The sequence below is a fragment of the Methylobacterium sp. A54F genome (assembly GCF_053346035.1).
Map to the genome: position 1 here is coordinate 95,517 of NZ_JBKFBF010000007.1, position 21,053 is coordinate 116,569.

Below are 21,053 nucleotides of genomic sequence, written 5' to 3' on the forward strand. Positions count from 1 at the left end.
CGTCCGGCCGTCGCGCGGCCATCTCAACCAAGATGGTGTCGGGAGCGCCCGCGGGCAACGCCCGAGGCCGCACCCGCGACGGGGCCGGGCGCGGCGCTCACCCGGTCGAGGCCGACTTGCGCACGCGCTCGACGGCGGCGTCCACGTCGAGGCCCCTGTCCGTCAGCTCCGCCAGGGTGAAGGGGCAGCCCCGCGGCAGGGTGAGGTTCACCTGTCCCTGCTCCGCCTGTCGCTCCGGGGCCTCGGCCGCCTGGATCGCCAGCGTCCAGGCGCCATCGAGGTTCAGCGCCGCGGGGTCCGGCGGCTCGGCCACGAGCGCGCCGAACCGCCCGCGCGCGGCCTCGCGGTAGCCGAGGCTCAGGGCATCGTCCGAGGCGAGCGCCGCCTTGATCAGCTCGGCGAGGGCGTCCCGCACCCGTGCAACCGCGTCGTTCATGTCCCATCCGCCCTGCGCCGCAACGTGGGTCGCGTGGCAAGGGCGATGCCAGCGGGCTGGGCGTGAGCCTTCAACAGTCCTTCGTCAGTAGGGCGTGCCGGCCTGCCGCCGGGCGCGCAGGGCCTCGGCGTACCAGGTCAGCTCGTCGAGGAAGCGGCCGGCGGCCTTCGGCAGCCAGTCCTCGGCCGGCGTGCCGTCCTCGCCCAGCGCCCGGCCGACGCGCGGGATCGGCAGCAGCGAGGGGATGCTCGGGGTGCCGAGCTCGGCCAGCATCGCCCGCAGCTGCATGGCCGCGCGCACGCCCCCGTACTGGCCGGCGGAGTAGCAGCAGATCGCGGAGGGGCGCCAGAAGTACTCCTCCAGGAAGTGATCGAGGGTGTTCGAGAGCGCCGGCGGGATCGAGTGGTTGTACTCGGCCGAGACCACCAGGAAGGCGTCGGCGCGGGCGTAGAGGCTCGCCAGCCGCTCCAGGGGCTCGGGCGCCTCGCCCTTCGGGTATTCCTTGTACATCCGGTCGAGGAGCGGGAGCCCGAGCTCGGCGGGGTCCACCAGCGGGGCCGCGTGGCCGCGGGCCTCGAGCTGCCCCACGAGGAAGCGGGCGGCGCGCAGGCCCTGCCGGTCCGAGCGGACGGAGCCGAGGATCACCGGGACCACGAGCGACATGGCGTTCTCCGAATCTGGGGTCGTCCGGCTCGAGCCTAGCGCGTCCGGCCCGGCTCAGGACAGGGTGCGGGGGCCGGCCGGGGTGTCGATCTCCGCTGTAAAACGCAGGACGGGGCCGGGGCGGATCTCCGGCGCGTCCCGCAGGCCGAGGGCGGCGTAGCGGGCCGCGGCGTCCTGCGGGTTCGGATGCTCCACCCGCACGGCGAGGAGCCGCGCGCCCCGGTCCGGCATGGCGCGGGCCGGGCTGCCGCCGGGCCCCCATTCCATCGGGCAGGGCAGGAGCCCGTCCTCGGGCAGGCCCCCGTCCGCCCGCACGGCGAAGCGCCAGGCGAGATCGCCGCGGCTCATCCGCTCCGCCTGCCCGAACAGGCCGGGATGGCGGGCGAGGAGGCCGTCGAGGTCGTCCGTGCGCGCCACGAAGGCCCGCAGGCGCCGCCCGGCCTCCCAATCGGCCCGCACCCGGGCCCCGTCGTCGAGGCCGAACCAGCGCGGCCGCCCCGGATGAGGCGCCTCGGGATCGACGGCGATGACTTCGAGGAACAGCGCCGGGCCGAGGCGCAGCAGGTGGTTGCGCGTGCCCATCTCGCGGTGGCGCCCGCCCTCGGGGATGTCGAGGCCGAGGCTCGCGCGGGCGTGCGCCACGCCCTCCGTGAGGGTCGGGGCGACGACGGCGAGGTGGTCGAGGGTGAGCATGCGCGCCTCACGGCCTAACGGGCGCCCGCGGAGGACGGGCCGTGCGACAGCCCCTTGCGCAGGTGATCATGCACGAAGCTGAACAAGTAGCGGAACCCGCTCGGCTCGACCCACCAGTCGGTCACCGCCAAGCGCCAGAGCTTGTCCAACTCCTCCGGAGACAAATCGCTGCTCAGAATCTGCCCGATGAAATCGCGGAGCCTGCGCCGCTCCTCGCCCTTGAAGCTCCTGAGGATCCAGAGCATGGCAGCCTCGAGGCTTTCGTGGTCCTCCATGATGTCTTGGTGGAAGAGTGAGCCGAACCGCAGGAATTCCGGTGTCGGCGGCAGCCGCCCCAGCCGCCGCCTCGCGCGGTTCCGCGCCTTCCTGCTTCGCGCCATCGCAGCGAGTCGGATCGTCCATCGAGGGGCCCATGTGGAGACGGTGCGGCGGCCCCGTCAAGCTCGATACCTGCGGGTCAAAGCCGGTCCCGCGCACCCGTCAGCATCGCCCTCAAATCGGCAGCCGTCGGAAAATAGATGTCGGCATCAACAGATCCCCAGAGCTGCAGCAACTCGCTGTCCGAGGCTTCGCGGAGCGCATGATCGATGAAGTCGCGCAGACGAACGCGCTCTTCGCCCCGAAAATGCTTCAACACGAAGTTGTAGATCTCCTCGTCATTCGATGCGACCGTGTCGAGATCTTGTATGAACCGGCGTCCGAATTCCTCAAATTCCGGGGAAGGTTCCATGTCGACTTCTATCGATTCGAGGGTCGGCAGTATGGATGTGAAATCTGAGACGACGGCCCGGGTTGTGAAAACTCAGGGTCCCAACTCCATACGTGCTCCGCAAATATGGCTCGATGTACCGGTCCGTATAAGCTTCCCGGCCACCTTCCGCGAAGCCGGTCGGTACGCACGGCTGGAACTGATCGTAGCCCTGCAGCGGGCGCTAAGCCCGGGCCGTGCCGCGCGGACGCGGAGGGCGGCGACGAGCCAATGCGCTCTGTCCAGGGTCATCGATCCTGACGCCGTCGCCGGCTTCGGATTCATTATTTGTTCTGTTATAAGATTATATACATGAATCCAAGGCTTCTTTTCAGAGATGGGCGGAGAAGCAAATGCCGGAGCCCTCTCAGGCCCCGGCATCACGAATCGTCCCGGTCAGGCGGGCCGCAGCCCGCTCCAGGTCCTTACAGCGAGTAGTAGTGCACGAACTCGATCGGGTGCGGGGTCATCTCGTAGCGCAGCACCTCGGTCATCTTCAGCTCGATGAACGAGTCGATCTGGTCGTCGGTGAAGACGTTGCCGGCCTTGAGGAAGGCGCGGTCCTTGTCGAGGCTCTGGAGCGCCTCGCGCAGGCTGCCGCACACGGTCGGGATCTTCTTCAGCTCCCGCGGCGGCAGGTCGTAGAGGTCCTTGTCCATAGCCGGACCCGGGTCGATCTTGTTGATGATGCCGTCGAGGCCGGCCATCAGCAGGGCCGAGAAGGCGAGGTACGGGTTCGCCATCGGGTCGGGGAAGCGGACCTCGACACGCTTGGCCTTCGGGTTCGTCGTCCACGGGATGCGGCAGGAGGCCGAGCGGTTGCGCGCCGAGTAGGCGAGCAGCACGGGGGCCTCGTAGCCCGGCACCAGGCGCTTGTAGGAGTTGGTGGAGGGGTTGGTGAAGGCGTTGAGCGCCTTGGCGTGCTTGATGATGCCGCCGATGTACCAGAGGCACTCCTGGCTGAGGTCGGCGTACTTGTCGCCGGCGAACAGCGGCTTGCCGTTCTTCCAGATCGACTGGTGGACGTGCATGCCGGAGCCGTTGTCGCCGTAGACGGGCTTGGGCATGAAGGTCGCGGTCTTGCCGTAGCTCTGCGCGACGTTGTGGATGCAGTACTTGTAGATCTGCATGTGGTCGGCGAGCAGCGTCAGCGTGTCGAACTTCATGCCGAGCTCGTGCTGCGCGGAGGCCACCTCGTGGTGGTGCTTCTCGACCTTCACGCCCATGGACTGCATGGCGGCCAGCATCTCGCCGCGCATGTCCTGCGCCGAGTCCTGCGGGGGCACCGGGAAGTAGCCGCCCTTGGTCTGGACGCGGTGGCCGAGGTTGCCGCCCTCGTAGTCGGTGAAGCCGTTCGAGGGCAGCTCCGTCGAATCGAGCTGGAAGCCGGTGTGGTAGGGGTCGGCGCCGAACTTCACGTCGTCGAACACGAAGAACTCGGCCTCGGGGCCGACGTAGATCGTGTCGCCGATGCCGGACGACTTCAGGAACGCCTCGGCGAGCTTGGCGGTGCCGCGCGGGTCGCGGGCGTAGGGGGCGCCGGTGGACGGCTCCAGCACGTCGCAGACGATCGACATGGTGGAGGCCGAGAAGAACGGATCCATGCAGGCGGTCGCCGGGTCCGGCATCAGCAGCATGTCGGACTCGTTGATCGCCTTCCAGCCGGCGATCGACGAGCCGTCGAACATGGTGCCGTCCTGGAAGATCTCGTCGTCGACGAGGGAGACGTCGAAGGTGACGTGCTGCCACTTGCCGCGCGGGTCCGTGAACCGGAAGTCCACGTACTTGACGTCGTTGTCCTTGATGTCCTTCAGGACTTCCGCTGCCGTCTTAGCCATCCCTGGGAGTCTCCTTCTCCGTCGGCACCCGGCCGTTCGGGCCGGTGAGCGTGCTGGTCCGTCGCGCCGCGGCTGCGCCGCGGGCCGAAGCCGGCCCGCGGTATAAGCGTCCGCGCCGTCGCTGGGAATGCGTTTCTACGGAGCGCGCCCTCGGCAGCGGCCGGCCCTCGCTCAGATCGCGTCGGTGCCGGTCTCGCCGGTGCGGATGCGGATCGCCTCCTCGATGGTGGAGACGAAGATCTTGCCGTCGCCGATGCGGCCGGTCTGGGCCGACTTGCGGATCGCCTCCACGGCGCCCTCCACCAGGCTGTCGGACAGGACGATCTCGAGCTTCACCTTGGGCAGGAAGTCGACCACGTACTCGGCGCCGCGGTAGAGCTCGGTGTGGCCCTTCTGGCGGCCGAAGCCCTTCGCCTCGATCACGGTGATGCCCTGGAGGCCGACCTCCTGGAGGGCCTCCTTCACCTCGTCAAGCTTGAAGGGCTTGATGATCGCTTCGATCTTCTTCATGCCGGACGGGCCTGACCTGCGCTGCGCTGAACCTGTTTTCTACCATTCCGGTTGAGCCTTCGCCACGGTGTTTTCCTTCGGACCCCCGCGAAATTGCCTAAGCATTGGGCAGCGCTGGCACATCCTCTGTGCGGTTGCGCAGCTCGGGGCCATTTCGCAGGCAGATGGTGAGCGGCGGGCGGGCAGAGTTCGAACGAGGCCGGCATGAGTGGAACGCGGCTGCTTACGGTTGAGGCGATGGCGCGGGTCGATGCGGCGGCCATCGCCGCTGGCACCCCGGGCATCGCCCTGATGGAGCGGGCCGGCGCCGCGGTGGCCGACCGGGCGCGGGCGCTCGCCGAGCCCGGCGGCCGCATCCTCGTGCTGTGCGGGCCCGGCAACAACGGCGGGGACGGCTTCGTGGCGGCGCGCCTCCTCGCCGAGGCCGGTCACCCCGTGGAGCTGCGCCTTCTCGGGGAGCGCGACGCCCTCGCGGGCGACGCGGCGCTCGCCGCCGATGCCTGGGGCGGCCCCGTGGGCGCGAGCCCGGGACCCGACGACCTGTCGGCCTTCGCCCTCGTCATCGACGCGCTGTTCGGCGCGGGGCTCCGGCGCGACCTCGACGGCGCCGCCCGCACCCTGGTCGAGCGCCTGAACGCGAGCGGCCGCCCGGTCCTCGCCGTGGACGTGCCGAGCGGCATCGACGGGAACACCGGGGCCGTGCGGGGCGCGGCGGTGCAGGCGCGGGAGACCGTGACCTTCGTGACGCCGAAGCCCGGCCACCTGCTGGAGCCGGGACGCGGGCACTGCGGCGTGCTGCACTGCGCCGGGATCGGCACCGGCCCGGAGGCCCTCGCGGCTGGGCTCGCCGCGGACGGCCCCGCGACGTACCGGAACGGGCCGGACCTGTGGGGCGCCGCCTTCCCGCGGCTCGGCGGGGCGAGCCACAAGTACACCCGCGGCCACGTCCTCGTCCTGTCCGGGCCCGCCTACCGGACGGGTGCGGCGCGGCTCGCGGCCCGCGGCGCGCTGCGGGTCGGGGCGGGGCTCGTCACCGTGGCCTCCCCGGCCTCGGCGCTGCCGGAGAACGCCGCCCACCTCACCGCGATCATGCTGCGCCCCTGCGAGAACCCGGACGACCTCGACGATCTCCTCACCGACGAGCGCCTCAACGTGGTGCTCGCGGGCCCTGGCCTCGGCACCGGCGCGCCGACCCGGGACCTCGTGGCGGTGGCGGCCTCGGCCGGCCGCGGCCTCGTCCTCGATGCCGACGCGCTCACGAGCTTCAAGGACCGGGCGGCGGAGCTTGCCGGCCACATCGCCGCCGGGGAGGCCCGCGCCGTCCTCACCCCGCACGCGGGGGAGTTCGCCCGGCTCTTCGCCGGCACGGAGGCGGGCGCCGACGGGGGCAAGCTCGCCGCGGCGCGCCGGGCGGCGGCGCTCGTCGGCGCCGTCATCGTGCTGAAGGGGGCCGACACGGTGGTCGCCGCGCCGGACGGCCGGGCCGCGATCAACGACCACGCCTCGCCCCACCTCGGCACCGCCGGCTCCGGCGACGTGCTCGGCGGCCTCGTCGCCGGCCTGCTCGCGCAGGGCATGGAGCCGTTCCGGGCCGCCTGCGCGGCCGTCTGGCTGCACGGCGACGCGGGGCTGCGCCACGGGGCGGGCCTCATAGCCGAGGATCTCCCGGAACTGATGCCGCGCGTGCTCGCGGGGCTGGCAGACCAGCTGCCCGCCTGACGGGCGGGGCCGGGTCTCGTCAGCCGCCGCGGCGCATCGAGCCCGGCAGGTGCTCCTCGGGGTTGGTGCGGCCGCCGTTGCCGCCGTCCTGGATGACGCGGGTGCCCGGCTTCAGGGTGCTCGGCGCGCTGACGCCGGCGGTCGGCCGGTCGCGGGCCGGGTCGCCCTTCACCGTCGAGGTTCCGGACGGGAGCGTGCCGGCGGTGGGCTGGTCGTTGGGATTCGCGACCGACTGGGCGGCCGCGGGCTCCAGGCCGGGCGGGGCGACGAGGAGCGCGGCGGCGCCCGAGAGGGCGAGGCCGGCGAGGAACAGGGCGGTGACGGGGCCGCCCGCCCGGGGGCGGAGGGTCGGCCGCAGGGTCGTGCGAGACGTGTGACGAGGCATCGGCCTCTCCCGTGGCAAGCGTGTGGGCGAGCCCGCCGGCGGGGCTTGCGGCCCCCGGGACTCTCGGATTGCCGAGAGAACGCGTGCGGGGGCGGGGCGGGTTCCCGCCCTACCGCCCGCCGCGGCTGCCCCGCCCCTTGTACTTCGGGCGCTGGCCGCCGAGGCCCTGCGTCGAGCGCGGCTTCGGGCGCTCCTGGCCGACACCCGCCCAATGCGGCGGCGGGCCGCCGACGGGCAGCTCCCGGTCGGTGCCGGGGCCCATGTCGCCGAGGTCCGGCGCGGCGATGCGGGAGCCCCCGGCGGGGCGCGGGGCCTTGCGGCCGAACTTGCCGGCCTCGCGCTCCACGTCGCCCTGGCGGGCCATCGGGTCGTCGGAGACCAGGAGTTCGGTGGCCTGGAGCCGCTTCAGCTCGTCGCGCAGCCGCGCCGCCTCCTCGAAGTCGAGGTCGGCCGCGGCCGTGCGCATGCGCTTCTCGAGGTCGGCCATCACCGCCTTGAGGTTGTGGCCGACCGTGATGGCATCCTTGGCGAGGCCCGTATCCACCCGGACGTGGTCGCGCTCGTAGACGCTGTCCAGGATGTCCGCGATGCCGCGCTTGACCGATTGCGGCGTGATGCCGTGCAGGGCGTTGTAGGCGAGCTGCTTCTGGCGCCGCCGCTCGGTCTCGGCCATGGCCCGCTCCATCGAGCCGGTGACCTGGTCGGCGTAGAGGATGCAGCGGGCGTCCGCGTTGCGGGCCGCGCGGCCGATCGTCTGCACGAGGGAGGTCTCGGAGCGCAGGAAGCCCTCCTTGTCGGCGTCGAGGATCGCGACGAGCGCGCATTCGGGGATGTCGAGGCCCTCGCGCAGCAGGTTGATGCCGATCAGCACGTCGAAGGCGCCGAGCCGCAGGTCGCGGATGATCTCGATGCGCTCCAGGGTGTCGATGTCCGAGTGCATGTAGCGCACGCGCACGTTGTTCTCGTGGAGGTACTCGGTGAGGTCCTCGGCCATGCGCTTCGTCAGCGTGGTCACGAGCGTCCGGTAGCCGGCCTGGGCCACCTCCCGCACCTCGCCGAGGAGGTCGTCCACCTGGCTTCGGGCGGGGCGCACCTCGATCACCGGGTCCACGAGGCCGGTGGGGCGGATCACCTGCTCGGCGAAGACGCCGCCGGTCTGCTCCATCTCCCACTTGCCGGGGGTCGCCGAGACGTGGACCGATTGCGGACGCATCGCGTCCCACTCCTCGAAGCGGAGCGGCCGGTTGTCGAGGCAGGAGGGCAGGCGGAAGCCGTACTCGGCGAGCGTGGCCTTGCGGCGGAAGTCGCCCCGGTACATGCCGCCGATCTGGGGCACCGTGACGTGGCTCTCGTCGGTGAAGACGAGGGCGTTGTCGGGCAGGTACTCGAACAGGGTCGGCGGCGGCTCGCCGGGCTTGCGGCCGGTGAGGTAGCGCGAATAGTTCTCGATGCCGTTGCAGGCGCCCGTCGCCTCGATCATCTCGATGTCGAAGGTGCAGCGCTGCTCGATGCGCTGCGCCTCGATCAGGCGGCCCATCCGGGTCAGCTCCTCGACGCGGCCCTTCAGCTCCGTCTTGATGCCCTTGATCGCCTGCTGCAGCGTCGGGCGCGGCGTCACGTAGTGGGAGTTGGCGTAGACCTTCACGAACTTCAGGTCGTTGATGGTCTTGCCCGTCAGCGGGTCGAACTCGGTGATCCGCTCCACCTCGTCGCCGAACAGGCCGATGCGCCAGCCGCGGTCCTCCAGGTGGGCCGGCCACAGCTCGATCACGTCGCCCCGCACCCGGAAGGTGCCGCGGGCGAAGTCCGACTGGATGCGCTTGTACTGCAGGGCCACGAGGTCGGCGACGAGCTGGCGCTGCTCGATCTTCTCCCCGAGGCTCACGGTGAAGGACATCGCCGTGTAGGTCTCCACCGAGCCGATGCCGTAGATGCACGACACCGAGGCGACGATGATCACGTCGTCGCGCTCCAGCAGCGCCCGGGTGGCGGCGTGGCGCATCCGGTCGATCTGCTCGTTGATCGAGGACTCCTTCTCGATGAAGGTGTCCGAGCGCGGCACGTAGGCCTCGGGCTGGTAGTAGTCGTAGTAGGAGACGAAGTACTCCACTGCGTTGTCGGGGAAGAAGCTCTTGAACTCGCCGTAGAGCTGCGCGGCGAGCGTCTTGTTCGGCGCGAGGATGAGGGCCGGGCGCTGCGTCTCCTCGATGATCTTGGCCATCGTGAAGGTCTTGCCCGAGCCCGTGACGCCGAGGAGCACCTGGTCGCGCTCGGCCCCGCGCACGCCGCCGACGAGCTCGGCGATGGCGGTGGGCTGGTCGCCGGCCGGCTCGAACTCCGACTTGAGCGTGAAGCGGACGCCGCCCTCGGACTTCTGCGGACGCTCCGGCCGGTGGGGCATCCAGGTCTTGCCGTCCTTGAACAGCGGGTTGCCCTCGGTGAGGAGCCGCGACAGCGCGTCGACCGTGGCCGACACGCCGTCCGCTGCGAGCGGGGCCTGCCCGTCCTCGACGGCGCCCTCGGGCGCCGGGCCGTCCGCGCCGTCGCGCAGGCCGAGCGCCTGGGCGAGGCGCGGGTCGACATCCGCCGCGCCGCCGTGGGCGAAGGTCGCCTGCGGCGCCTCCCCGAAGCCCGTCCCGGGCGCGGCGTCGGGCTTGCGCGCGCGGCCGCGCCGCTTCGGCTCGGAGGGCCGGGCCGCGGGCGCCGGCGGGTCCGGCAGGCGGTTCCGGTTCAGCGCCGGGTTCAGCAGCTCGGCGAGGAACGGGTCGAGGGGCTTCAGCTCGGGCTTCTCGGCCTTGCCGGCGGCGGGGCGGGGCTTCCTGGGAGTCGGCATGCCCGTAATATGGCGGCTCGGCCGGGGCCCGGAAAGGGCGGCTCAGCCCCTGCTGACCGCGACGATGCCGCCGTCGAGGAGCGAGAACCGGATGCCCGCCCGGCGCAGGGCCGCGACGGCGACGTGGCGCGAGCGGCTGGCCGCGGCCTCGCCGCCGTCCTCCAGGCGCCGCACGGTGGAGAAGGACAGGCCGCTGGCCCGGGCGAGGTCGTACATCGACCAGTCGAGCAGGGCGCGGGCGGCGCGCAGGTGACGGCCCGCGATGCCCTGCTGCAGGCCCTCGACGACGCCTGGCACCTGCTCGACCTGGGTCAGCGTTTCCGGAAACGTCATGTTGTACCATTCCGTGACGGCGCCGGTCGCATCGCGCAGCGGCAGGAGCGTGAGCCGGAACGCGCGCGTGCCGCCCGTCGCCAGGCGGTACCGATAGGTGCCGGAGCCGATCCGGCCTTCCCTCGCCGCCGCCACGATCATCGCGAGGCCCCTGACCCGGTCCTCCGGAACGGTGCTGATCGATGGATCGGCGCTCAGTTCATTGAGCGGTATGCCCGTCAACAGCTCGACCTCGTGCGGCATTGCCGACGTGGGAAGCGACGGCACGCTGGCCGTGATGAGCTGGGCCTGCTCGAACAGCGCCCATTGCCGCCTCCGATCCCACTCCCCCACGCGGGCGAGCGCCTCCCGCTCGGTGATGTCGAGGAGCAGGCCCGCCGCCGCGCGGGGTCGCCCGTCCGGCCCGGCATAGAGCTCGTTGCGGCCCGACAGGATGCGGACCGCGCCGTCCGGCCGGACCACCCGGACCGTGCGGTCGCACAGGAAGCCGTCGCGCCGCACCTGCGCCTCGGTCTCGATGCCATCCCGGTCCTCGGGATGCACGAACCGGAGCAGCAGGTCGTAGCTCGGCCGCACCGCGCCGACTTCGAGCCCGAGCAGCCGGTAGAGACCCGGCGACCAGGCGTGCTCGTTCGACGCGAAGGTCCAGCCCCAGGAGCCGGTCAGGCCGATGCTTTCGAGCAGGCGCAGGCGCTCGGCCGACGAGAAGGCCAGCGACCGCAGGTCGAGCGGGGCGTTCACCGCAGCCGATCCACGGCACGCGGCGCGGCGAGCGCCGGGCAAGCATTCGGGGCCGCTGCGCGCGGCCGGGCGCGACCGGACCGGCGTAATCGCGCGATGAGGGGAAGCCCGCCGCCTGATGCCATGGCATTTACCTGAGATTGCATCTGGCGATCTTCGCTGCGTCGGCAGCGCTTCGACGGGCCACTCCCGCAGAAATTTAACTCACGTTAAATCCAGGCCAACCCGTTGTTCAAGCAACTTCGCGCGACCCCGACGCAAATCTGCGGGCCGCCCTGCCCGTCAGGCCTTGCCGACCGCGAGGGTGCCGCCGTCGAGGAGCGAGAACCGGACGCCGGCCCGGCGCAGGGCCGCGATGGCGGTGTGGCGCGAGCGGCTGGCCGCGCCCTCGCCGCCCTCCTCCAGGCGGCGCACGGTGGAGAAGGACAGGCCGCTGGCGCGAGCGAGGTCGTGCATCGACCAGCCGAGCAGCGCCCGGGCGGCGCGCAGGTGACGGCTCTCGACCCCCTGCTCCAACCCTTCGCGGACCTGCTCGGTGGCTTCGACCCCACAGCTCATCGGGTGGACCACGTTCACCCACTCGTCGACGACTCCGAGGGGGTTCCGCACGGGCACGCAGTCGATGCGGAACCGTTCGCGGCCGCCCTCGGACATGTAGAGGTGCGGCGTCACCGTGAACGCGCGCTCCTCGCTCAGGGCCGGGATCGCGAGGTTGCGCCAGCGTTCGCGCTCGTCCGAGACGAGCACGCTGAAGCTGTCCACGGCGATCGCGTCCGGCGTGACGCCGGTGAGGGCGGTCATCTCGGCCGAAACGAACTCGCTCCGGAGGGTGCTCGCGAAGATGACGCACCGGGTCTGCTCGAACAGCAGGTGCCGCCGCCGCCGCTCGGCCGCCTGAGCGCGTGCCAGGACGTCCCGGTCGGTGACGTCGAGGACCACGCCGGCCGCACCCCGGGGCCGTCCGTCCGGCGTGAAGTAGGTCTCGACCCAGGTGGACAGGGTGCGGACGTCGCCGGCCGGCCGGATCACCCGGAGGGTGTGCTCGCCCGGCATGCCCCCTTGGATCATCTGCGCGGTCGTCGCGAGTGCGCGCCGGTCCTCTGGATGCACGAGGGCGAGGAACCGCTCGTAGCTCGGGCGGACGAGGCCCGGCTCCAGCCCCAGGAGGCGGTAGAGGCCCGGCGACCAGGCGTGCTCGTCAGTCGCGAAGGTCCAGCCCCATGAGCCGATCAGCCCGAAGCTTTCGAGCAGGCGCAGGCGCTCCGCCGACGAGAAGGCCAGCGACCGCACGTCGAGCGCGGCGTTCACCGCAGCCGATTCACGGTGCGCGGAGCCGCGAGCGCCGGGCAAGCAATCGCGGGACGAGCGTGCGTCCAGGCGCCGCCGAGCTGGTGTAATCGTGCGATGAAGAGGGCCGAGCCGACTGGCGCCATGGCATTCACCCGCGGTCGAATCCTGCGGTCTTCGCTTCGGAAGCGGCGCTCCGCCGCGCGTTCCTGCAGGAATTTAACGAATGTTGGTGTCGCCGCGGCGCGTTGTTCAAGCCACCACCTGCGGGTCGCGTGCGAATCCGCTGGCAAGTCGACCGACTTGTCAGGCCTTGCCGACCGCGACGGTGCCGCCGTCGAGGAGCGAGAACCGGATGCCGGCCCGGCGCAGGGCCGCGATGGCCGTGTGCCGCGAGCGGCTGGCTGCGCCCTCGCCGCCCTCCTCCAGGCGGCGCACGGTCGAGAAGGACAGGCCGCTGGCGCGAGCGAGGTCGTGCATCGACCAGCCGAGCAGGGCGCGGGCGGCGCGGAGGGAAGGGCTGGTGATCTGCTGCTCCAGGCTCTCCTTCAAGCCCGCCGTGAGTTCCGGGGTGCCGAACGTGGTCGGGGCGCTCTGCCCGTACCATTGCGTCACAGTTCCGCGTGCATCGTGCAGCGGCACCAGCAAGACCCAGAACCGTGCCGTGTCGCCCGCCGCTAGCGCGTAGTCGTAGGTTCCATAGGTCAGCGTGCCGGTTCGCATGGCCTTCTCGCTCATCGCGGCACCCCTGGCCTGCTGCTCGGGAACAATGGTGGCACCGGGGTTTTCGCGAAGTTCCTCCATCGACTTGCCGGTCAGTACGCTGACTTCGCGGGGTGGGTCGGGGATTGGGGTCGAGTTCATGACGGCCGAGATCACCTGCGCCTGCTCGAACAAGGCCCACTGCCGCCGCCGCTCTGCGGCCTCGGCGCGCGCCAGGACATCCCGGTCGGTCACGTCGAGGACCACCCCGGCCGCCCCGCGCGGCCGCCCGTCCGGCGCGAAGTAGATCTCGATCCAGGTCGACAGGACGCGGACGTCGCCATTCGGCCGGATCACCCGGAGCGTGTGCTCGCCCGGCATGCCCTCCTGCATCACCTGCGCGCTGGTCGCGAGGCCGAGGCGGTCCTCCGGGTGCACGAGGGAGAGGAACCGCTCGTAGCTCGGGCGGACGAGGCCCGGCTCCAGCCCCAGGAGGCGGAAGAGGCCCTGCGACCACGCGTGCTCGTCGGTCGCGAAGGTCCAGCTCCAGTTGCCGGTCAGCCCGAAGCTCTCGATGAGGCGCAGGTGCTCGCGCGACGAGAAGGCGAAAGCCTTTGGGGAGGTCAGCATCGTCATGGCCGCGCGTCTCCGGGCAGCGGCCGCCGGCATTCGATGGATACCGTCGAGATATCCACGATGACGCGTTCGGCCTGCGCGCACGGATGCAGTGTTCGTGCGACGTGCTGCTGCCCCGAGACGTCTGAGATCTGAGGGGCGGCTCGAGCGCCTGCACCGATGCATACCTGCATCCGCGGTTTTACTTCAAACACTAACATTTGATAACATCGGTCCATCGCGATTGCCAAGAGCGATTCCCGGCGATACGCGCGGCGGAGGGGCCGACGCCGCGCCGGGCTTTACAGGGGCGGCCCGCGGCGCCAGATCCTGCGGGCCTTCCCCGCGAGAGACCGATGGCCGACCCGAGCAACCCCACGCCCGCCCTCGACGACGAGACCCTGGCCTTCGCGGCCCGCGTCTTCCAGTACGCGCGCATGGGCCATGCCGACGAACTCGCCGAATTGTTCGGCCAGGGCCTGCCGGCCAACCTGCGCAACGACAAGGGCGACAGCCTGCTGATGCTCGCCGCCTACAACGGCCAGGAGGCGGCGACCCGGGTGATCCTCGAGGCCGGCGGCGACCCGGAGCTCGCCAACGACCGGGGCCAGACGCCGCTCGCCGGCGCGGCCTTCAAGGGGGAGAGCGCCATCGTCCGGCTCCTCCTCGACCACGGCGCGGCGGTCGACGGGGTCGGGACCGGCAGCCGCACGGCCCTGATGACCGCCGCGATGTTCGACCGGACCGAGATCGTCGCGCTGCTCCTCGCCCGCGGGGCCGACCCGGACCGCCGCGACGCCGCCGGCCAGACGGCCGCCGAGATGGCGCAGGCCATGGGGGCGGCTGCCACGCCGGCCCAGCTCGCCGGCGTCGGCCGCGGGCCCGGCTCGCCGCCCGCGGCCTGATCCGCCCGGCCGTCCGGGGCCGACGGCGGCGCTTGTCCTGTGGGCCTTGCCGGCTAAGGTGCGCGCCGGTTCGAGGGGCGGAGTCGGGTGAACGGATGGGCTACATCGAGGTGCCGGCGCTGGCGGAGCGGATGCGGCGCTTCCCGACCTTCGACGCGACGCGCTACGGCGCGCTGAACCCGGGGCTGGCCGAGGCCGCCCCGAACCTGTTCGAGCATTACGTGCAGCACGGCGTCTGGGAGAACCGGCACTTCTGCACGCCGGACGGCGCCGTCGCGACCCTCGTCCGCCTCTCGGAGGCGCTGGAGCCAGCCCCGCCGCCGGCCCTGCCGCCGGACCTCGCCGGCCTCGTGGCGCGCTTCGTCGGCGAGGAGGTCGGCCTCTACGTCCACAGCCGCAGCGCCCTCACGGTCCGCCTCCAGGCCGAGCTGATGGCGCGGGCGCTCGGGCGCCTCGGCATCGCCGCGCGCCTGCGCAACGAGCGCGCCGACCCGGCGGCCCGCGAGGCCCACTGCCTGGTCTTCGCCCCCCACGAGTTCTTCTTCTTCGAGGTCGACCCGCCCTGGCGGACGGACGCGGTGATCGCCGACGCGGTGCTCTGCCCCACGGTTCCGGTCCACGCGGCGCCGCCCTCGCAGATCCTGCCGCTGGCCTTCGCCTGCCGGGGCCTCCTCGACGGCGACCCGCAGAACGGCCTCCTCTACGAGGCCTGCGGCCTGCCGCACGCCGACATGCTCGTCCTGCCCGAGCGCGTGGACGAGCTGTTCGACCCGGCCCTGTTCGACGCCCCCCTCCTGGAATCCCTCGCGGTCCAGCTTCCGCCGGACGGCGCCCCGGCCTGGAGCTGGGCCGAGCGTCCCCTCGACTTCGCCTTCGCGGGTCCGCGGAGCGAGGTCGCCGAGGATCTCCTGAGCCGCGGCGCCGCGCGTCTCTCCTCCCTCGACGGCTTCGTCTGGTATCCGGGCCCTCCGTCGACCTGCGTGCCGGGGGAGGCCGAGCTTCGGCAGACCCTGCAGATCGGGCTCGCCGCCGCCCGGGCCGCCCGGGTGCTGATCGACCTCGCGCCCGGCGAGGTCGGCCCCGTGCACTGGTACGACATGGCGGTGCGGGGCTTCCTCAACCGCACGCTCGTGGTGACGAACCAGCGCTACCGGCACCCGGCCTTCGTGGCCGGCGAGCACTTCCTCGTGGAGAGCCCCCGCCGCATTCCGCGCCTCGTCGAGTGGCTGACGCGCACGCCCGAGGGGCGGGACACCGCCGAGGCGGTGACGGCGCGGGCCTACGCGGCGGCCCGCGCCCACGGGGCGGCCCTGCCGAACGCCGCGCGCGTCCTCGACTTCCTGGACCGGACCCGCAGAAAACCGTCAGGCTGAGGGTCTGGGCCGCATCACGAGCCAGGGCGTCGGGCCCGAGCGCCACTCCCAGCCGGCGAGCAGCTGGTCGAGGTGGTTGGTGGCCTCGAACCACTCGGGCAGGGCGGGGGGCGCCGGCTGGCCGTCGATGCGCCGCACGGCGTGGCTCGCGCGGAAGCGCCCCGCGATCGCCTCGCACAGGCCCGGCGCGAAGACGTCGTGGCACTCGACCAGGATCGTCATGCGCGCCAGCGCCGGGTAGAGGTCCGGGCGCAGCAGCGCGTCCTCGGCACCCTCGATGTCCACCACGACGAGGGTGCGCCGGTCCGCGAATTCGGCGAAGCGCTCGCCCTGGAACTCGCCGCCGACCTCGATCCGGTCGGCGACGCCGTTGAGCGCCGCGAGCTCCCGGCAGGCCTCCTGCGCCGCCGGGTTGGTATCGTAGGCGTAGACCCGCGTCGTCGTGGTGCGCCGCGCGAGGCCGACCGCGTAGTAGCCCTCCGCGCAGCCCACATCGATGATCGCCTCGTAGGCCGAGCCCGCCACCTCCATCAGGAAGCCGTGCAGCGGCTCCTCGTAGGAGCCGAGGAGCTTGGCCGCGAGGCAGCCCTCCGCCGCCTCGCTGCGGAAGCGCATCCCCGCGAAGGGGCCGTTCTGGATCGTCAGGCCGTGGCGGGCGATGATCTCGCGGTCGATCAGCTTCGAGCGCCAGATCGCCAGGAGCCGCAGGCAGCGGTTGAGGCCGGCGGGCGTGTCGAGCGCGCCCTCCGCCGCCATCGCCTTCACGCGCTGCGCGATGATCGCGTTGAGATCCATCGTGTCGGCCGTCCGCTCGCCGCCGTTCGGGGAGGAATGTCGCGACCTTTCCGTGCAATCGCCCCGAAATTCAAGAGTTGCGCATCTCGGCTGATGTGCTCGACGGCCACGGCCGGGCCGCGAGGCAGCCCGGCCAGGGTGTGACCTCCTTCACGCGGGTAAGGGCGGCGGCCTTGCGCCGCGCGGCCCGGTTCTGGCCGGCGCCGGCCGTGGCCTAGCCTGCCGCGGCGAGGGCGGGCCGGACCATGCTGGCCGGGTTGCGCCGCCCAGCCTGCCCCTGCGCCTCGTCCACCACACGCAAGCCCGCCGTTTCGTCCTCGTTCTCCGGCAGGGCGGCGATCCACGCGGGCGTGTAGGCCTCGCCCGCGGCCGTGCGCACGATCCAGTTGCGGCCCGCCTCGGTGTCGAACGGGGTGGAGCCGGCCGGCCAGTCGGTGGCGTCCGAGAGCGCGCCGTCGGCGTCGCGCAGGAGGCCGTTGGGGAGCACCTCGGTGCCGTGCAGGGCCAGCATGTGGGCCGGCGACCAGACCTCGCGCCCGCCCGCGCCCGAGGTTGCTCCGGCCAGGCAGGGGATGCCGGCGCGGGCCAGGCACACCGTCTCCCCGCCCGTCTCGCGGTCGGGGAACACGATCTGGATGGGGGTGTCGTCGATCGAGCCCACAGGGGCCCCGGTGCGGGCACGTAGGACGGCGCCGCCCTGGGCCAGGACGATGGTGCCGTCCTCCTTCAGGATGGTGCTGATCATCTTGAACACGCCCCGGCCGTGGGCGTCGGTCTCGCCGGTGAGAAAGACGTGGCCGGGGGTGCAGTGCAGGCCGCGCAGGTCGACGACGTGCCGGGCGGTGTTCCGGAAGGTGCGGGTGACGGGACGGGGCACCAGGCCACCGCGGCCGTGATCGGCCGAGCCGTCGAAGGCCATGACGAGGTCGCCCGGGCGCACCTCCTCAATGGGCTTCTCGCTGCCATCCGCCATCAGAACAGGCGTGCCAGAAAGGAAACACTTGGGACCCAGTGTATCGGGAGCGTCGGTAAAACCCGCGCTCCTTTGAATCGCGATAATGTCTCTATCGGGTATTAAGATATTGTTTGCGCCAGGTGTAAGTATCCCAATAAAATTCCTTGGTTCTTCCACGCCCAAACAGGCAGCAACCGTTGATGCCACGGAATTGCTGTTTCTGCCTGTAATCTGATACGTCACATCATCAGCTGAGATTCTTTCTGCACATGCTATAGCAGCGTTGATCCGCGTCTCTATTTCTTGTCTCGAACCAGATACAAGCGGAGTTTCGTTGATGACATTGCTAGGATTGTCTCCGAAATACGCTCTATTATCTATGAACACCCTCAAAGGCTGTCCGAAAGTTCCGATGGCTAGGCGTTCTCCATCCGGCCCTTGCGCAAAGCCGTTGATTTCGTACTGGATTGCGCCTTGCTCATCTCGAACTATAAAAAAATTGTGCTTGAAACCAGCAATAGGTACGCCTGCATAGTTCAGAAGGAGCTGTGCCTCCGAGATGGTCCAATTTCCTGTCGCGTCTGGCATATTAATTCCCCTGTTCAACCCTTACTGAGTGTTGAATTACTGATACATTCAGGTCTTCCAAGGAGTTATGTTTGCTTGGCAAATGCAAAGTCACATCCCAAGTCACGTATCTTGTACGAGAAATAGACCCAATACTTGCGTATCTTTTTACAACATAAGTATATAAGCAAGAATTTGATCTATTGAAGCAATGACGGTTTATGGAACGAAGATAATCCAATGTAATGCCAGATTTTATTATTTGCCTTTTGAGGCAAACGTGAGCTGCAGGAGGATAGTAACCATCACAAGCCAGGATAGCAGCTTCTAATTCATTGGCCGGACCATCTGGGTGCGTTACAACTTGAGAGATTGCGGAATCAATCGGAACAACTAACAATACGCACCATGTGCCAATGATGCTGAGTGCCTTCAACTGCAGAAGCTGACCCAGCTTGGCTATGGTACAGTCAAGAGCCTTCGCCATCGCCGCTTTCACCCTGCAATTAGCTGCGCCCACTTCGCTCTGACTTGCGCTACCCGATCTCCGGCGATGCGCCCAGGGTTGCAGCGGGCTGCCGAGGCATTTCCCGTGTCTCTGCGGCTGCTATGCCACGGCGTCACGCTTCGGCCTCCGCTCTTCCGCGGTTAGCGCCTCAGCCTTGCGGGCGGTGGTGGGCGAGGCACGGCGCGGCGAGCCCTCGGTCATCACGCGCCACGGCCGCCGCGAGGCCGTGGTGATCAGCTTCGAGGAGTGGGAGCGCCTGAGCCGGGTTCCATCGTTCGGGAGCCTGCTCATGGCCGCCCCGTCGAGGCCGGCGAAGTGCCCGAACGCGACGCAAGCCCGCCGCGCGACGCGGAGCTGTGAGCGGTGTACCTGGTCGACACCAACGTGATCTCGGCCGGGGCGCCCTCCAAAGGCCAGCGATGGGCCGAGCTGGCGGAGTGGATGAGGACGATCTGCAAGCGTGTTTCGCATAGCCCAACCCTTTGCTGGATCAGGGCTGGCCGGCCCACGCGGAACTCAAGCGCGCCCGCCCGCCGGCCCCGGGCTTGTGGCCCGGGGCCGATCGTGGGATGGCCCGGCCATGATGCCGCAGGAAGCCGACGATCCGGGCCCGCGCCTCGCGATCCTGTTCTGGTTCTACAAGGCCCTCGACACCTGCGAGGACCGCCTGCGGCAGCTGCGCGCCCTCAACCCCGGCACGGCGATCTACGGTCTCTACGGCGGCGCGCCCGAGGGGGCCGCGGCGGCCGCCGATCGGCTCGGGCCCCTCCTCGACGACCACTACGCCTTCGCGGAGGCCCGCGACGACGCCTGGAAGTGGCACCACGGCGACCAGCTCATCGCCGCCTGGTACCGCGACCGCGGGCGCGACCTGCCCTGGGACACCGTCGTGATCGTCCAGTGGGACATGCTGGTGCTGCGCCCGGTGGACGAGCTGTTCGGCGGCCTCGCCCGCGATGAGGCGCTGTTCTCCGGCCTGCGCCCCGCCGCCGAGGTCGAGGGCTGGTGGGGCTGGCTGAAGCCCGCCACCCCCGAGAAGGGGGCGCATCTCGCGGCCTTCAAGGACTGGCTGCGGGAGCGCCACGGCGGCGTGCCGCCCCTCTGGTGCTGCCTGTTCATCGTGGCCTGCCTGCCGCGCAGCTTCCTCGACCGCTACCTCGCGGACGGCCCGCCGGAGGCCGGCTTCCTCGAGTACAAGCTGCCGACGCTGGCCCACCTCTACGGGACGCGGCTCTGCACCGACCATCCCTTCGTGCCGTGGTGGGCCGCGGACCCCGCGACGCGGAACGCCCCGCCCGAGGCGCGCATCCTCAACGCCATGGGGGCGGACGTGCCCCTGGAGGTCGTGGTGGCCGAGCACGCGGCCGGGCGGGCCCACGTCTTCCATCCCTTCCGGGGGGATTTTCCCGCACCCGCGGACGGTCCCCGATGAGGCTCGCGGACTGGGCGGCGCGGCTTGCCGGCCGGCCCGCCTGCCGGGTCTGCGGCAACCGGGCCGGCAACCGGACCCACGTCGCCCGCGAGATGATGTTCGGCCGCCGCGAGCGCTTCCCCTACCTCGCCTGCGCGGCCTGCGGCTGCCTGCAGATCGCCGAGGTGCCGGCGGATCTCGGCCCCTATTACGGCGACGGCTACTACAGCTTCGGCGACCTCGACGCGGAGTTCTCCGACGCGAACCACCGCGCGGCTCTGGGCGAGCGGGTCCGCGCGCTCCTGACCCTCCCGGAGGCGGAGGCCGCGGCGGTCCCCCACGCGGACATGCGCCGGCCGCTCTGGTCGCTCCGCCGCCTCGGCCTCACCCCCGGTAGCCGCATCCTCGACGTCGGCTGCGGCTCGGGACGGCTCCTCTACCAGCTTCGGCTGGCCGGCTACGAGGGGGGCCTCGGCATCGATCCGTTCCTGCCCGCCGACACCCGCTACGCCAACGGCCTCGAGGTCCGGCGCGCCCGCCTCGACGGGACGGAGGGGGCCTGGGACCTGATCATGCTCCACCACGCCTTCGAGCACCTGCCGGACCCCGCCGAGACGCTCGCGGCCGTCGCCGCGCGCCTCGCGCCGGGCGGCACCTGCCTGCTGCGCCTGCCGCTCGCGGATTCCGAGGCCTGGGACACCTACGGGACGGACTGGGTGCAGCTCGACGCGCCGCGCCACCTCTTCCTCCACACCCGGGCGAGCCTCGCGCACCTCGCCCGCGGGGCGGGCCTGCGCGTCGCCCACGTCGCGCACGATTCCTACGACCTGCAGTTCTGGGGCAGCGAGCAGTACCGGCGCGACATCCCGCTCTTCTCGGAGGAATCCTGGCGCTGGGGGCAGGGCGCGCCGCTGTTCACGCCGGACCAGATCGCCGCCTGGCGCGCGGCCGCCGAGCGGCTCAACCGCGAGGGACGCGGCGACCAGGCGGCGTTCTACCTACGGGCGGCGTGAGGCAGCCTTATAGGATTTCGGTC

General features: G+C 71.0%; 20 protein-coding genes. 6 read left to right on the forward strand and 14 right to left on the reverse strand.

All coding sequences use genetic code 11. The features are described from left to right. Nucleotides 1–97: 97 nt before the first annotated feature. The 7 genes from ACLBXP_RS13250 to ACLBXP_RS13280 form a co-directional block, all read right to left on the reverse strand. Nucleotides 98–436 (reverse strand): hypothetical protein, encoded by a 339-nt coding sequence (locus tag ACLBXP_RS13250; RefSeq protein ID WP_447668171.1) that lies wholly within the window; start codon nt 434–436, stop codon nt 98–100. 84 nt (nt 437–520) lie between these two features. After that, the gene (locus tag ACLBXP_RS13255; RefSeq protein ID WP_447668172.1) at nt 521–1,099 is read right to left on the reverse strand and encodes an NADPH-dependent FMN reductase; all 579 of its coding nucleotides are present in this window, start codon (nt 1,097–1,099) and stop codon (nt 521–523) included. Between the two features lie 54 nt (nt 1,100–1,153). Further along, nucleotides 1,154–1,792 carry a VOC family protein gene (locus tag ACLBXP_RS13260; RefSeq protein ID WP_447668174.1) on the reverse strand — a complete coding sequence of 213 codons (639 nt, stop codon included), beginning with the start codon at nt 1,790–1,792 and terminating at the stop codon, nt 1,154–1,156. Nucleotides 1,793–1,806: 14 nt separating this feature from the next. Then, complete coding sequence (locus ACLBXP_RS13265) at nt 1,807–2,172, reverse strand: hypothetical protein (RefSeq protein ID WP_447668176.1); 366 nt, start codon at nt 2,170–2,172, stop codon at nt 1,807–1,809. A gap of 77 nt (nt 2,173–2,249) precedes the next feature. After that, on the reverse strand, nt 2,250–2,522 hold the full coding sequence (locus ACLBXP_RS13270; RefSeq protein ID WP_447668177.1) for a hypothetical protein: 273 nt from the start codon (nt 2,520–2,522) through the stop codon (nt 2,250–2,252). A gap of 443 nt (nt 2,523–2,965) precedes the next feature. After that, nucleotides 2,966–4,378 (reverse strand): type I glutamate--ammonia ligase, encoded by a 1,413-nt coding sequence (gene glnA, locus ACLBXP_RS13275; protein WP_447668179.1) that lies wholly within the window; start codon nt 4,376–4,378, stop codon nt 2,966–2,968. A gap of 171 nt (nt 4,379–4,549) precedes the next feature. Beyond that, nucleotides 4,550–4,888 (reverse strand): P-II family nitrogen regulator, encoded by a 339-nt coding sequence (locus ACLBXP_RS13280; protein ID WP_447668181.1) that lies wholly within the window; start codon nt 4,886–4,888, stop codon nt 4,550–4,552. Nucleotides 4,889–5,092: 204 nt separating this feature from the next. Here ACLBXP_RS13280 and ACLBXP_RS13285 point away from each other — a divergent pair, with 204 nt between their 5' ends. After that, a complete protein-coding gene (locus tag ACLBXP_RS13285) occupies nt 5,093–6,607 on the forward strand; it encodes an NAD(P)H-hydrate dehydratase (protein WP_447668183.1) in 1,515 nt (504 codons plus the stop codon). Between the two features lie 19 nt (nt 6,608–6,626). Here the strand turns inward: ACLBXP_RS13285 and ACLBXP_RS13290 are convergent, their stop codons facing one another. The 5 genes from ACLBXP_RS13290 to ACLBXP_RS13310 form a co-directional block, all read right to left on the reverse strand. After that, nucleotides 6,627–6,992, reverse strand: a complete 366-nt coding sequence (locus tag ACLBXP_RS13290) for a hypothetical protein (RefSeq protein ID WP_447668184.1) — start codon at nt 6,990–6,992, stop codon at nt 6,627–6,629. 109 nt (nt 6,993–7,101) lie between these two features. Continuing rightward, nucleotides 7,102–9,825: an excinuclease ABC subunit UvrB gene (uvrB, locus tag ACLBXP_RS13295; protein WP_447668186.1), complete on the reverse strand. Its 2,724-nt coding sequence runs from the start codon at nt 9,823–9,825 to the stop codon at nt 7,102–7,104. 42 nt (nt 9,826–9,867) lie between these two features. Further along, nucleotides 9,868–10,899 carry a PAS domain-containing protein gene (locus ACLBXP_RS13300; RefSeq protein WP_447668188.1) on the reverse strand — a complete coding sequence of 344 codons (1,032 nt, stop codon included), beginning with the start codon at nt 10,897–10,899 and terminating at the stop codon, nt 9,868–9,870. 282 nt (nt 10,900–11,181) lie between these two features. Continuing rightward, complete coding sequence (locus ACLBXP_RS13305) at nt 11,182–12,207, reverse strand: PAS domain-containing protein (protein WP_447668190.1); 1,026 nt, start codon at nt 12,205–12,207, stop codon at nt 11,182–11,184. A 285-nt stretch (nt 12,208–12,492) separates the two neighbouring features. Next, the gene (locus ACLBXP_RS13310) at nt 12,493–13,524 is read right to left on the reverse strand and encodes a PAS domain-containing protein (RefSeq protein WP_447668192.1); all 1,032 of its coding nucleotides are present in this window, start codon (nt 13,522–13,524) and stop codon (nt 12,493–12,495) included. 335 nt (nt 13,525–13,859) lie between these two features. On the opposite strand from ACLBXP_RS13310, the gene ACLBXP_RS13315 reads away from it, so the two are divergent. After that, entirely contained in the window at nt 13,860–14,408 is a 549-nt protein-coding gene (locus ACLBXP_RS13315) for an ankyrin repeat domain-containing protein (RefSeq protein WP_447668193.1), read from the forward strand. 95 nt (nt 14,409–14,503) lie between these two features. Continuing rightward, a complete protein-coding gene (locus tag ACLBXP_RS13320) occupies nt 14,504–15,781 on the forward strand; it encodes a hypothetical protein (RefSeq protein WP_447668194.1) in 1,278 nt (425 codons plus the stop codon). Here ACLBXP_RS13320 and ACLBXP_RS13325 read toward each other — a convergent pair. Further along, entirely contained in the window at nt 15,773–16,576 is an 804-nt protein-coding gene (locus tag ACLBXP_RS13325; RefSeq protein ID WP_447668195.1) for a 50S ribosomal protein L11 methyltransferase, read from the reverse strand. The genes ACLBXP_RS13320 and ACLBXP_RS13325 overlap by 9 nt on opposite strands. Nucleotides 16,577–16,790: 214 nt before the next feature. Further along, on the reverse strand, nt 16,791–18,119 hold the full coding sequence (locus ACLBXP_RS13330) for a Hint domain-containing protein (protein WP_447668196.1): 1,329 nt from the start codon (nt 18,117–18,119) through the stop codon (nt 16,791–16,793). Nucleotides 18,120–18,772: 653 nt separating this feature from the next. On the opposite strand from ACLBXP_RS13330, the gene ACLBXP_RS13335 reads away from it, so the two are divergent. The 3 genes from ACLBXP_RS13335 to ACLBXP_RS13345 all read left to right on the forward strand — a co-directional run bounded on the left by ACLBXP_RS13335 (nt 18,773) and on the right by ACLBXP_RS13345 (nt 21,030). Continuing rightward, on the forward strand, nt 18,773–18,994 hold the full coding sequence (locus tag ACLBXP_RS13335; protein WP_447668372.1) for a type II toxin-antitoxin system prevent-host-death family antitoxin: 222 nt from the start codon (nt 18,773–18,775) through the stop codon (nt 18,992–18,994). A gap of 192 nt (nt 18,995–19,186) precedes the next feature. Continuing rightward, a complete protein-coding gene (locus ACLBXP_RS13340) occupies nt 19,187–20,038 on the forward strand; it encodes a hypothetical protein (protein ID WP_447668198.1) in 852 nt (283 codons plus the stop codon). Further along, complete coding sequence (locus ACLBXP_RS13345) at nt 20,035–21,030, forward strand: methyltransferase domain-containing protein (RefSeq protein ID WP_447668199.1); 996 nt, start codon at nt 20,035–20,037, stop codon at nt 21,028–21,030. Before ACLBXP_RS13340 ends, ACLBXP_RS13345 begins: the two co-directional genes overlap by 4 nt. The last annotated feature ends 23 nt before the right edge of the window (nt 21,031–21,053 follow it).